Raw genomic sequence first — 13,010 nt, 5'->3', positions numbered from 1 at the left:
TGCAGTTCAGCAGGCGAGGACACACTGAGACGTAGCGTCTAGCTTCGTCCTACCCAGTGTGGGACTGCAGGCTTGACGACATGTTCCGGCGTTTCGGCGCACTCCACCCTGTTGCGTCCAGCGGCCTTGGCGGCATAAAGCGCCTTGTCCGCTCGCTGCATGGCCAATTCGAGCGGCTCATTTGCGACAACCGCTGCGACCCCGAAGCTGGCGGTAACCGTCGCCTTTTCAGGCAGGCCATCAATTTGCATCGATGCCATCGCCGCGCGTATGCCGTGGGCGAGCACACGTGCCTCCGATAGGTCCGTCAGGGGTAGAAATACGGCAAATTCCTCGCCTCCGAGGCGTCCGGCAACGGCTCGGCTCGGCATCAGTTCGCGAAGGAGGCTGGAAAACCGCCGGATCACCTCGTCCCCGGCATGATGGCCATAACTGTCGTTCACACGCTTGAAATGGTCGAGGTCGGTAAGAACGAGCGCGCCGGGATTGCCCGCGCCGCGTCTTTCCAGCATCGGAGCAAGACGCTCCACGAAGCCCCGGCGATTGTAGAGGCCAGAGAGGGCGTCGATTTCGGAGCTCGCCCGCGCGTCATCGATGATGTCCTTGACCATGACGCCGAGCATCGCCAGGCCGGTTCCGACGATCAGCATGGCGCCAAGAGCCTGAGAAATCAGCGCGAACGGGCTGGAAACATAATCAGCTGCCGTTCTTCCAGAGCCTGCCGCTATCGCGGCGTAGATCTTCGCAAGATAGTAGGCCGCGCTCAGTACCAGAAGACAGAGCAGAGTCCGGTCGGCGTAATTTTGCCGCCGCGACCGGACGATCGTCGAGGCGCACCACGCCTGAATCAGGAAGAACGGCATCTGGTAAAAGAAGGCATGCTGCAAGGTGCCGCGCGGAAGGTCGTAGATCAGGAGGTCGACGATGACCGATGCGACGAAGAAAGCGGCAAGCAGCGCCGGCTGCACCGGCACCTGATAATGCAGCCCAAGCCCGACGCGAAGCAGGCTGAAGCCTGCGAGGACGCTGGCGAATGCGGCTATCGCGAACAGGCGGGGAAAAGCGCTGAAGGGCAGAACGGCTTCAAACACCGCAGACAAAGAGGCGACAACGAAACAGCCGGCGATCCAGATTGCTGGCCGGCCCGAGCGACTCTTCGCCGCGACAATGAGAAATGCGACCGCAAAGATCTGGGCGACGATGAAATTCACGGCCAGAAGGGAAATCGCACCACCCATTCGACAGCTTCCGAAGAGTCCCCATTGCGAATCACGGATCCGCATAATTCTCACACACCGAAAGCTATCCTACCGGCGGAGTGCAAAGAAACAATTAGAGCAAGACAAGGAAAAGTGCGCTGTCAAGGCCGCTCGACCTGCCTTGTCGCTTGCTCAGCTTCGGCATCCACCGACTTCGATGCAAATCGACCACCGCTCACAGGTCGATCGACACCAGTCGTTTCCGGATAGCTCAACGGCAAGCCGCGCAGCGATCTCACCGCCAGATAGGCCCAGGCTTCAGCCTCCATCGAATCGCCATTCAGTTCCAGCGCTTCGGCGGCCAGCACCCGGCCGCGCGCCGCGCCGGCGAGCTTCGTCAGATCCTTCATGATGATCGGGTTGAGGCGGCCGCCGCCACAGATGACATAGGTCGCCGGGGCTTCCGGAAGATGCCCTGCCGATTTGAGAATGGCCGCGGCGGTGACGTAGGCGAGCGTGCGAGCGCCGTCTTCCAGGCTTGCGTCGGCGTCCGTGGGTGGCGCGAAGTCGTTTCTGTCGAGCGAGCGGCGTTTCTCCCCGGTGAAAAACGCATGAGAAAGATACCGATCCGCGAGTTCCGGCACGATCGTGCCTTCGCTTGCGATCATGCCGCCCTGGTCGTAGGGCACACCGGCATGGGCCTCCACCCATTGGTCGATCAGCGTATTGCCGGGACCGCTGTCATAGGCGACGATTCGCCGGTCGGCGCCAACGAAAGTGAGGTTGGAGATGCCGCCGATATTGACGAAGACAGCCGGCGCGTCGATCTCCTGCTTTTGCGACAAGCCGTTCGCCAGCGCGGCGTGGTAGGCCGGGATGAGCGGCGCTCCCTGGCCGCCATGGACCATGTCGTTGGCCCGCATATCGTAGACGACGTCGATTTGTGTTTCGCGCGCCAGCAAGTCTCCATCGCCGATCTGCACCGTCAACGCCTCGTCTGGGCGGTGCAGGACTGTTTGCCCATGGAAACCGATTACATCAATATTTTCCGGTAACAGATTGTTTTCATGCAGGAATGATCCCACTGCCTCCGCATGGCGCAGCGTCAGGTCTCGCTCCAGTTGGGCGAGTGTCCCCGGCCTTTCCGTCCGCACCGCGATCGATTTGGCATCTTCGAGTCCCTGTTTCAGGCGCGCCCGAAAACGCGCATCGTAGGCGTATCCAGCCGAAGGGCCCCTTTGCACGACGTTCTCGCCGTCGGTTTGGAGCAGCGCGACGTCGATGCCGTCCATGCTCGTGCCGCTCATCAGGCCAATTGCCGTCAAGAGCTTTCCCATTGATTCCTCCGCGCGGGTTGCCTCGATCGATGCGACAGAAACCAGGCATTCTTCCTCGTCCCGCCGACCGCCTTCATAACAAAATGTCCGCCAACCAAAAACGTGCACTTTCGATAAAACAATGATAAACGCCGGCCGCAGACGTCCTACCCAGCCGAAAGAAACAGGTCATGTCCGAGTTCAAGTCCGATTTCCTCCATACGCTCAGCGAGCGCGGTTTCATCCATCAGATTTCCGATGAAACGGGCCTCGACGACCTGCTGCGGAAGGAAACCGTCACTGCCTACATCGGCTACGACCCCACGGCATCGAGCCTCCATGTTGGTCACTTGACGCAGATCATGCTTCTGCACTGGTTCCAGGCGACAGGACATCGACCGATCTCGCTGATGGGTGGGGGGACCGGAATGGTGGGAGACCCCTCCTTCAAGGACGAAGCACGGCAACTGATGACTGTCGAGACCATCGAAAGCAACATAGCCTCGATCAAGCGCGTGTTCGCCAACTACTTGGAATACGACAAGGGTGCCAATCGTGCATTGATGGTCAACAATGCCGAATGGCTGCGCTCGCTCAACTACCTTGAATTCCTGCGCGATGTCGGCCGCCATTTCTCAGTGAACCGCATGCTCTCCTTCGACAGCGTGAAGACGAGGCTCGATCGCGAGCACTCGCTTTCTTTCCTCGAGTTCAATTACATGATCCTCCAGGCCTACGATTTCGTGGAGCTCTGCAAGCGCTACGACTGCCGCTTGCAGATGGGCGGTTCGGATCAGTGGGGCAACATCGTCAATGGTATTGACCTTGGCCATCGCATGGGAACGCCGCAACTGTACGCCCTCACCTCTCCACTGTTGACGACTGCTTCCGGGGCCAAGATGGGCAAGTCCGCGTCTGGTGCCGTCTGGCTGAACGCTGAACTGCTTTCGGTATACGATTTCTGGCAATACTGGCGAAACACAGAGGACGCTGACGTCATCCGCTTTATGAAGCTCTTCACCACCCTGCCGATGGCGGAAATCGACCGACTTGCTGCCCTCGGTGGTTCGGAGATCAATGAAGCTAAGAAAATCCTCGCCACCGAAGTGACCGCGATCCTACATGGGCGGGAAGCTGCGGAAAATGCAGCGGAAACGGCGCGCAAGACCTTCGAGGAAGGCGCCCTTGCCGATAACCTGCCGTCGATCGAGGTCCCCGCCGCTGAACTCGAAGCCGGCGTCGGGTTGCTGACGCTCATCGTGCGCGCCGGCCTTGCGGCTTCGAACGGCGAAGCGCGACGTCACGTCCAGGGCGGTGCTGTGAGAATCAACGACGAAGCGATCAGCGACGAACGTCGGGTCGTTGCCGATGACGACATAGCCGGCGGCGTCATCAAGCTGTCGCTCGGCAAGAAGAAGCATATCCTCGTGCGGCCGGCCTGAGCCGCATCGGAGTGAAGTCAAAGCATTCATGAACGGGATGGGAAGCGTGTAGTTTCCCATCCCGTTCGCGCTTGAATCTGCCGTGGACGACAGCGCCTCGGTGGATCCATGGCAGGAGTGCCGGGATCGGGGCCGATCGTCTCACTGAAACTCGAAGATGTTGCGGAACACGCCCGGCGCGATGATCGACAATGGGTTGATCGTAAGCTGCGGCTGCGTGAATTGGCCTGTCAGCTTGAAGGTGATGCCCAGCAGGCCGCGATCACGACCGTTGCCGAGCAGGACTCCGATCAGCGGCAGTTCGCCGAACAGCCGGTTCAGCCCGTAGGCCGGCATGAAGGTACCCGTCATGTCCATCCGGTCCCGTGCGTCGCGGACGGTGCCCTGAAATGTCGCCCCGACGTCGACGCCGCGCAGGACGCCGCTTTCGACGCGGATCGTGCCCTGATCGAGGAAGAGTTGAGCGAAGCCGCGGTCGAACTGCGCCGTGCTCACGTCGATGTCACGCCGAACCGCCTGGTTGAGGCTGCGGCCATCCTGTCCCGCCGGCGTCGAGACCATGGATTGCAACCGCTGTTCGCCGACGAGCGAGAATTTCCGCACATCCACAGCACCGCGCCAGGAACGTGCGCCACGATCGCGCAATCTCAGATGCATCAGACCGCCGCTCATGTTGCGATAGATATCGGCAAAGCGCGCCAGCGAGCCCGCGTCGCCGGTCGTCAGTTCCAGTATGTTGTCGACGCCGGATTTGGCCATCTTGGCCACAACCGCTTGCCCACTCCTGGTCACGGCAGAGAGGTCGATGTCGTCGATCTGTTGCCCGCGGGCCGAATAGGCGAAACGCACATTGGACAAGACTTCGCCGTTGAAGCCCGTGACCCGGTCAAGCCGGGCGTTGAGCGTGATATTGCCGCTGTCAGCCGAACCGGATCCGGATTTCGCTCGCACCAGCGCCGGCCTGATGTCCGCGGCCCCACCGGTCAGACCAACAGAATAACCGCCCTTGCTGCGATCGATCGTGACGGCGAAATCGTCTCCGTTGGCAAGGCGCACACCGTTCAACTCGGCCGATGCGAGGCCCGCGTCATCGACACGCAGGCGACCTGCAGCCCCGAACCCGTCGCCCGCGATATCGAAATCGCCGATCTCCGTCACGCCCTCGGTTGCCTTGATAGTGAATTGGGCTTTTGCGGGAATACCAGCCCCCTTGCTCCAGCCGATCCAGGGCAGCGACAGCGAAGCCTTGCCGAGGTCCGCCTTGACCGATTGGCTGCCGTCTTCCGCCATCGAAACGTCGACGCCGACCGGCCCGCTGACGATGCCCGACAAGGCCGGAGCGATCTTCCGCCGCGCGGCGTCGTCGAGCGTCCCCGAGATCTCGCGTGTTCGCTTCACGTTTGCCTTGCTGTCCACCGGCTCGGTGAGTGCGATCCGCATCTTGGAACCGTCGATCAGTGCATCGGCCGCAAGCACCGCCTGGGCGTTGTCGATCCGCATTGTGCCCGCCAGATTGGCGATGGAACGACCGGAGATGGGTCGGTTGATCGTCACGTCCTGAAGCTGCATCTCCGCTTGCCAGAGAGGCGACGGCGGCTTCTGATCCGAAACCAGGCCGAACCGCGCGCCTACCAGGGCGGTCATCGGCCCGGTGAAATCCTCCGGCACGAATGGCGTCTTCTGGAGGGCACGGATCGGCTTATAGGCGACAAGCTCGGCAATCGCGTCGGCTTGCCCGCCGACTTCGATCTTCATTTCCGCCATCAGCGGCTTCTTGTAGACGTCGGGAATGATAAAGTCGCCGCCTTTCAACGCGACCGAGCGGCCGGACGGGAAATAGGCGGCACCCTTTCCGACGTCGACGACCATGCGCTCGCCGCTGAGCTTGAAACGCCCCGAGGTGTCACGAAGCGGTGGGATCTCCCCGGCGATGTTGATACGGGTGTCGTCGATGGCGAAGCTGATGTTGAGCTCATGCTCGTCGAGCCTTAGTTCGCCCTGGTTGTTGGCGATCCGTCCCTCGGCAATCGAAACCTCGATCCGCGCGTCGGTCACCGTGCCGCCGAAGAGATTGCCGATCGCCCAGCGTCTCGCTCCCTTGGCGAGCCACCAGGGCCACAATTGCTTGACGGCGGTGGAATGCATCTGCTCGCTGAGCGCGACGAAGCTGATCTGCGGCGACGTCTTGCCGAAGGCGACCGAAAGCGAACCAGCCATGGAGCCAAGCGGGCTCGATATCGCCAGTTGGTCGAAAATAAGCCGGTGGCTGCCGGCCTCGAACCGTCCGCTTGCCTTGGCGTCGAAGGCAAGCGGTTTCTCCTGGATATCTTCAGGGTCCGTGCTTGCGTTCTTCAAGAGAAGGTCGACGGCGAAGCCCGTTTCGCTCGCCTCCGCAACCTTGTCGAGATCGATGAGGGCGCCCGTAAAAGGAAAGCTCGAGCGTCCGATCTTGACGACGGACGGCAATATCTCGACCGAGGCGCGGCCAAAATCATAGGAGACGTTCAGTTCGGACGGATTGAGAGCGGAAACAAGGCCACCGGCATGGAACGAACCTTGCGATGTCCTGACGCCGACTTCCAACTCCGGCTTCTGGCCGTCAGCCGCACGGGTGGCCCTCAGGCTGACGTCCGCCGCCGCCTCGACACCGAAGGCTTCCTCGCTTCCCGACTTGCCGTGATAGAGAAAGGGGGAGAGCGGCAAAGCGCTGACCGTCCCTTCGAAACCGCCGATCCGGCCGTTCTCACCGAGAGCTTTGGCGGTCAATTGCGCTTCGATGCCGTCGATCGCGACAACTCCATCGATGCGCATGGAGCTATTGGGGTCGTGGGTGAACTCCAGCGTTTTCACTTCGACGGGAACGACGCGACCGCGTGACCCTGTGACCGACAGGCTGAAATCCGAGAGCAGCACCGTTTGTGTCGCCCTGCCCGCGGTCAGCCTTGACATGCGGTCCGCCTGCGCGAACAACATCTCGAGCGCATCGCCGACATCCGCGATTCGGATTGTGGTGAGGTCGATCGGTTCGCCGCGTGGCAGCAGTCCCGTATCGAGTTCGCCTTCTTCTGCCTCGAGCCGCGACACGGCTATGCGTCCGGTCATCAGGGCGAAGGGATCTAGCGCTATCGAAATTGCGCCGAGCTTGGCAAGGTGGCGGCCCGACCCGCTTTCCTTAAGCGTCACCCCGCGCGCCTTCAGCGCAAGCGCGCCGCCGCTCGTCATGCGGAGCACCGTGCTCTCGACATCGGCATTGTAGTTTTCGCCAAGCGCGGCGTTCAGCGCCGTGCGCGCACGCGAATTGAGCGGCCCGTCGACCAGGCCGGTTTCGATGATGGCGACAAGGGACGCCACGACGACAAATGTGAGCAACGCGCAGCACAGTATGATCTTGCCGAGAAAACGCAGGGCGCCGCCCGGCCGAGGCGCATGCACGATGACCGGGTCATGGGCTTGCGCCGAAGGCAGTTCGTGCAGTGCGATGATGTCTTCCTTGCGAAAGCAAACCCTTTCGCCGCGGATGTCGCTCATCGGTGCCGGCGCCCTCCACCTAAGTGCGGCATTGCATATTTCCTTGTAAGGCCAGTCGCCGCGCGCGAGGGCCGGACCTTTTGTTCACCCATGTAGATCACAATTTGTCGAGCCACGTCACCACGCGTCCCTACCGATGCTGTGGAAAGGCTCGCTGTCGCCCCGGTTTTTTGCACGACGAAACGCCGACCAGACTCCTAGCCAACAAAGCCGTCCGCAACCTGTCTATCACAAATCCGCTGGACGGCTGTCGCCGATTTTCGGTATGCCCTACCTGCCGAATGTCTGCAAAACTTGGCGTAAGAAAGGTTAAATCATGGCACGATTGGGACCAGGTGATGTCGCCCCGGATTTTGAGCTTCCTCGCGACGGTGGTGGTTCGATCTCGCTCTCTGCCCTTCGCGGCAAGCCGGTGGTGCTCTTTTTCTATCCCAAGGACGATACCAAGGCCTGCACCGAGGAGGCGATCTCCTTCTCCGGCCTTGCCGACGAATTTGAAGCCGCCGGCATTGCTCTGATCGGTCTCTCGCCCGATTCGGTCAAGCGGCACGACCGCTTCGCCAAGAAGCACAATCTAACCGTCGCTCTGGCGGCGGACGAAGAAAAGAACGTCGTCAATGCCTATGGCGTCTGGGTGGAGAAGAGCCTGTACGGGCGCAAATACATGGGGGTCGAACGCACGACATTCCTGATAAACCCCGATGGGACCATCAACCGGGTTTGGGAAAAGGTCAGGGTTGCAGGCCATGCGAGCGAGGTTCTGGCGGCCGCAAAGACGCTTTGAACCGAAAGGGGCCAGAGATGACCGACCTTCCGCAGTTCCACAGCTTGCGAGGCGCTGCCGTCGAGGCGATTCGCTCACCGGACCTCCACCAAAAGACCGAGCTCGCACAGGAGGCGGCGCGACGTTGGCAGGGCAGAAAGCTGTCGCTGCGCTCCCCGCTGGATCGCTCGGTTCCCGAGCGGCCGGGACGTCCGGCGAAGCCTGTGCTCACACCGCCGACTCAGGTCAAGCGGCGCTCGCTCGGCTCATTGAAGGGGCGCATCGCCCTGCTCCATGCGATCGCCCATATCGAATTGAACGCCGTAGACCTGGCGCTCGATATCGTTGCCCGCTTTGCCTCGGAACCGGTGCCCAATTCGTTCTTCGACGGATGGATGCAGGTCGCCTTCGAGGAGGCGAAACACTTTCGGATGATCCGGCGACGGCTGAACGACCTTGGTGCGGACTATGGCGACCTGCCCGCGCATGACGGGCTGTGGCAGGCCGCGCACGACACACGGAACGACTTGACCGCGCGCCTTGCCGTCGTGCCGCTCATACTCGAAGCCCGCGGTCTTGACGTCACGCCGGCTTTGCAGGCGAAAATGCGCGAAACCGGCGATCACGAGAGTGCCGCCGTTCTCGATGTGATCTACGAGGACGAAAAGGGTCACGTCGCCGTCGGCGCAAAATGGTTCCGCTTCCTTTGCGCACGGCAAAAGAAGGATCCGGCCGCAACCTTTCAGGCACTCGTGCGGGCGAATTTTCGCGGACCGCTGAAGGCTCCGTTCAATGACATTGCGCGTGCGGAAGCCGGTTTGACGCCGTCCTTCTACCGCTCGATGACGGCGTCCACCAACATCTGACGCCGATCCTCACTCAATGGTTTGTTAACCCTAATAAAGTGTAATCGCTCCCGGGCAACGCGAGCTAGTTCGCATCCGGCTGGGGGTGATGTGGTGTCTGTTCGTTCGGCAAACGGCGCCTTTCGCAAGCGCAGGCAAAGCCACGTGCTTATCCTGGCGAGCGGCGACAAGGTGCGGCACATGACCGTTCGCCCGTGGATGGCGGCGCTTGTTACATCTGTCGTCGGGGTCTTCAGCATCGGCTATCTGGCGGCCACGACCTATCTGGTCCTGAGAGACGACCTGATCGGCGGCACGATCGCTCGCCAGGCTCGCATGCAGCATGAATACGAAGACCGAATCACCGCGCTTAGGGCGCAGGTAGACCGGGTGACGAGCCGGCAATTGCTGGACCAGCAGGTCGTCGAGGAGAAAGTCGAGAAACTCCTGCAGCAGCAATCGGCGCTATGGTCGCGCAGCGGCAAGCTTGGCGCCTTGGCGGCAAGTGCCGATGCTTCCGACGGCCTCGGTGAGGACACATCTCCTGTGGTCGATCCCCTCGCTTTCGAAAAGCCCGAGGATGGGAATGGTGGGGTGGAGGCAATTGAAGAAATCATGGGCTTGAACGGGCAAGCCGGCGCGACGCCGACGCGCCTCGGCGCCCTCGCCTACGCACCTGCCCTGCCCGAGGGCCGCGAAAGGGAAATCCTCTCGGATCGAGCGGACCGAATTTTTTCCAAAGTTACGCATTCACTCAAAGATGTCGAACGCGATCAGATGGCGCGCATGGCGCATCTGACGAGCAGCGCGACCCGGGCGACCGAAGCGATCAGGACGATCGTCGAATGGACCGGCGTCACGCTATCGGCCGGAAAGCAGGAGGCTTCTGCGAACGAGACCGATGGAAACGCGATCGGTGGGCCGTTCGTCGAACCACAGAATGAGGATCCCTTCGGAAAGTCGCTTGCAGCACTCGATAGCGCGCTTCTGGAACTGGAGGAAACCCGCGACGCCGCCCGCAAGCTGCCGCTCCAAAGTCCTGCGCCCACCAGCGACGTCACCAGCAATTTCGGCAATCGACTGGATCCGTTTCTTGGGCGACTGGCGCTCCACGCGGGCATCGATTTTCGGGCACCGATCGGCACACGGATTCGCTCTGCTGCCGCTGGGACCGTCACAACCGCCGGACCGACAGGCGGATACGGCAATATGGTCGAGATCGATCATGGCAACGGCGTCGTGACGCGTTATGCCCACCTGTCGGTCATTCTCGTCAATGAAGGTGACCATGTGCGAGCATATGACGTCATCGCCAAGTCGGGAAGCACGGGGCGGTCAACGGGTCCGCACCTGCACTATGAAGTTCGCTTGAACGGCCGCGCCGTCGATCCGGTGCTTTTTCTTCGTGCCGGCACGAAGCTTGCGGGCTTGATGAACTGACGTTTACGGACGCCAGCATTGTCTCCTTCCGCTTGACAAGAAATGGGTAGATTCGCAGTCGTTTACCTTTCACCGCTTCAACGTGCTGGATTTCTTGACTTTCGGCGCCTTTCGGCTTAAGAGCGCCGCCACGTGGTGGCGCATTTTCCATCGATCGATCAGAGTTCTATTGAACCGGAACGGAAACAGTTTCCCCTTTGACCAATTTTGCTGACCTTGGCCTGAGCCAAAAAGTTCTCTCCGCCGTTACCGATGCGGGCTACACAACTCCTACACCGATCCAGGTCGGGGCCATCCCTCCGGCGCTGCAGCGCCGTGACATTCTGGGTACTGCACAGACCGGAACCGGCAAGACGGCGTCCTTCGTTCTGCCGATGTTGACGCTGCTGGAAAAGGGGCGCGCCCGCGCCCGCATGCCGCGCACGCTGATCCTCGAGCCGACGCGCGAGCTCGCCGCGCAGGTCGCGGAGAACTTTGACAAGTACGGCAAGAACCACAAGCTCAACATCGCGCTTTTGATTGGTGGTGTTTCCTTTGAGGATCAGGACCGCAAGCTCGAGCGCGGAGCCGATGTGCTGATCTGCACCCCCGGCCGTCTGCTGGACCATTTCGAGCGTGGCAAGCTTTTGATGTCAGGCGTCGAGATCCTCGTCATCGACGAAGCGGACCGTATGCTCGACATGGGCTTCATTCCCGACATCGAGCGCATCGCGAAGCTTATTCCCTTTACCCGCCAGACGCTGTTCTTCTCGGCGACGATGCCGCCGGAAATCCAGAAGCTCGCAGATCGCTTCCTGCAGAATCCGGAGCGTGTGGAAGTGGCTCGCCGCTCCTCAACGGCGACCACCGTTACCCAGCGTTTCGTTGCCGCGCACGCCAAGGACTATGAAAAACGCGCCGCCCTGCGCGATCTGATCCGTTCCCAGGACGAATTGAAGAACGCAATTATCTTCTGCAACCGCAAGAAGGATGTTGCCGATCTCTTCCGTTCGCTCGACCGCCACGGCTTCTCCGTCGGCGCACTGCATGGCGACATGGATCAGCGCTCCCGCATGGCGATGCTCGCCAGTTTCAAGGACGGCAACATCAAGCTGCTCGTCGCTTCGGACGTTGCCGCTCGCGGGCTGGACATTCCGGATGTCAGCCATGTCTTCAATTTCGACGTCCCGATTCACGCGGAAGACTATGTTCACCGCATCGGCCGCACCGGTCGCGCCGGCCGTTCCGGCGCCTCCTTCACGCTCGTCACGAAGCGCGACACGAAGTTCGCCGACGCCATCGAGAAGCTCATCGGCCAGAAGGTCGAATGGCTGAACGGCGATCTTTCCGAGCTTCCGGAACCAATGGAAAGCCATGACACCGGCCGCAAGGATCGTGGCCGCGATCGTCACAAGGACCGCAAAAAAGATGTGGAACGCTCCGGCAGAGGCCGTTCCGATCATAGAACTGATACCGCCTATGCCGATAGTGCGGCTGAACTTGAACCAGTCGCAGAAAGGGCGGAAGCGGTGAAACCGGAACGCAATGCAGACAACGGGCGCGGCCACGCCGGCCGCAACGATCGGCCGGGCCGGACGCAGAATGCCGCCAATGACGACAATCGCGACCGCCGCAACCGGCATCGTCGCGATCATGACGACGGTCCGACGCCGGTCGGTTTTGGCGATGAGATTCCGGCCTTCATGCTGATCGCCGGCAAGGCCTGACACTCGGCCCCATGGCTCTCCCCGGCATCGATTTTCCCGGTGTTGGTTGCGGTCTCGCGATCATGCGCGACGGCAAGATCCTGCTTTGCCGCCGCCTCAAGGCGCCAGAAGCGGGTCACTGGAACATCGTCGGGGGCAAGGTCGACCATATGGAGCGCGCCGAGAATGCGGCGCGCCGGGAGGCGGAGGAGGAAAGCGGTCTTTCCATCCATTCGACCCGCTTTCTCTGCATCAGCGAACAGGTGATCGAAACCGACCAGCAGCACTGGGTTTCGCTGATCTATGTAACGGATGATTTTTCAGGCGAGCCGCGCCTCACCGAACCGGACAAGCTATCCGACATCGGCTGGTTCGATCTCTCCGCCCTACCCCAGCCGCTGTCGCGGTTCGCCGCCGATGCCGTTCGGGCTCTTGGCTAAGTCGGTAGCCCCGCCGGTTCGGCCGCGCCACTCTATTTTCTTGTCCTGAGCGCTGCCGCATAGGCAATCCTCACCCAGCGGGCCATCTCGTCCGGATCGTCGAGTGCCGGATCCGGAATGCTCCAATAGGGCATCTTCACCAGCTTGCCTTTTCCGTCGTACGCCCATTGGCGGCAGCCCGCCTGCTCGTATTCCGGTGCCGATTCGGCATCCCCCTTGAGTAGGATTTCGCCGTCGACCTCGAGCGCGAAAATGACGCCTTCGAAATAGATGCCTTTGCCACCGAACATGCGGCGTATCGTCACCGGTCCCAGCGTTTCGAACATCTCTTCGATCGCAGCATTGTCCATTC

General features: G+C 61.2%; 10 protein-coding genes. 6 read left to right on the top strand and 4 right to left on the bottom strand.

The features are described 5' to 3' along the window. Positions 1-38: 38 nt before the first annotated feature. Positions 39-1,238 (bottom strand): GGDEF domain-containing protein, encoded by a 1,200-nt coding sequence (locus PZN02_RS16810; protein ID WP_280659090.1) that lies wholly within the window; start codon positions 1,236-1,238, stop codon positions 39-41. Between the two features lie 122 nt (positions 1,239-1,360). Beyond that, the gene (locus PZN02_RS16805) at positions 1,361-2,536 is read right to left on the bottom strand and encodes an anhydro-N-acetylmuramic acid kinase (RefSeq protein WP_280659089.1); all 1,176 of its coding nucleotides are present in this window, start codon (positions 2,534-2,536) and stop codon (positions 1,361-1,363) included. A 170-nt stretch (positions 2,537-2,706) separates the two neighbouring features. Between PZN02_RS16805 and tyrS the strand changes: the two genes are divergently transcribed. Next, the gene (tyrS, locus tag PZN02_RS16800; RefSeq protein WP_280659088.1) at positions 2,707-3,957 is read left to right on the top strand and encodes a tyrosine--tRNA ligase; all 1,251 of its coding nucleotides are present in this window, start codon (positions 2,707-2,709) and stop codon (positions 3,955-3,957) included. Positions 3,958-4,098: 141 nt separating this feature from the next. Here tyrS and PZN02_RS16795 read toward each other — a convergent pair whose 3' ends face one another. After that, positions 4,099-7,485, bottom strand: coding sequence for a YhdP family protein (locus PZN02_RS16795; protein ID WP_280659087.1), 3,387 nt, complete (start codon positions 7,483-7,485; stop codon positions 4,099-4,101). A gap of 316 nt (positions 7,486-7,801) precedes the next feature. Here PZN02_RS16795 and PZN02_RS16790 point away from each other — a divergent pair, with 316 nt between their 5' ends. From PZN02_RS16790 to PZN02_RS16770, 5 genes are all read left to right on the top strand, one after another. Beyond that, a complete protein-coding gene (locus tag PZN02_RS16790) occupies positions 7,802-8,269 on the top strand; it encodes a peroxiredoxin (protein ID WP_280659086.1) in 468 nt (155 codons plus the stop codon). A gap of 17 nt (positions 8,270-8,286) precedes the next feature. Further along, positions 8,287-9,114: a ferritin-like domain-containing protein gene (locus PZN02_RS16785; RefSeq protein WP_280659085.1), complete on the top strand. Its 828-nt coding sequence runs from the start codon at positions 8,287-8,289 to the stop codon at positions 9,112-9,114. Positions 9,115-9,207: 93 nt separating this feature from the next. Then, positions 9,208-10,533, top strand: a complete 1,326-nt coding sequence (locus tag PZN02_RS16780; protein WP_280659084.1) for a M23 family metallopeptidase — start codon at positions 9,208-9,210, stop codon at positions 10,531-10,533. A 197-nt stretch (positions 10,534-10,730) separates the two neighbouring features. Continuing rightward, positions 10,731-12,239 (top strand): DEAD/DEAH box helicase, encoded by a 1,509-nt coding sequence (locus PZN02_RS16775; protein WP_280659083.1) that lies wholly within the window; start codon positions 10,731-10,733, stop codon positions 12,237-12,239. A gap of 11 nt (positions 12,240-12,250) precedes the next feature. Beyond that, on the top strand, positions 12,251-12,658 hold the full coding sequence (locus PZN02_RS16770; protein ID WP_280659082.1) for an NUDIX hydrolase: 408 nt from the start codon (positions 12,251-12,253) through the stop codon (positions 12,656-12,658). A gap of 32 nt (positions 12,659-12,690) precedes the next feature. On the opposite strand, the gene PZN02_RS16765 is transcribed toward PZN02_RS16770, so the two are convergent. Continuing rightward, on the bottom strand, positions 12,691-13,008 hold the full coding sequence (locus PZN02_RS16765) for a TfoX/Sxy family protein (protein WP_280659081.1): 318 nt from the start codon (positions 13,006-13,008) through the stop codon (positions 12,691-12,693). Between the last annotated feature and the right edge of the window lie 2 nt (positions 13,009-13,010).

Source organism: Sinorhizobium garamanticum, from assembly GCF_029892065.1.
Taxonomy (GTDB): domain Bacteria; phylum Pseudomonadota; class Alphaproteobacteria; order Rhizobiales; family Rhizobiaceae; genus Sinorhizobium; species Sinorhizobium garamanticum.
Note: the sequence above shows the minus strand (reverse complement) of the source record. Positions and strands in the feature narration are given on the sequence as shown.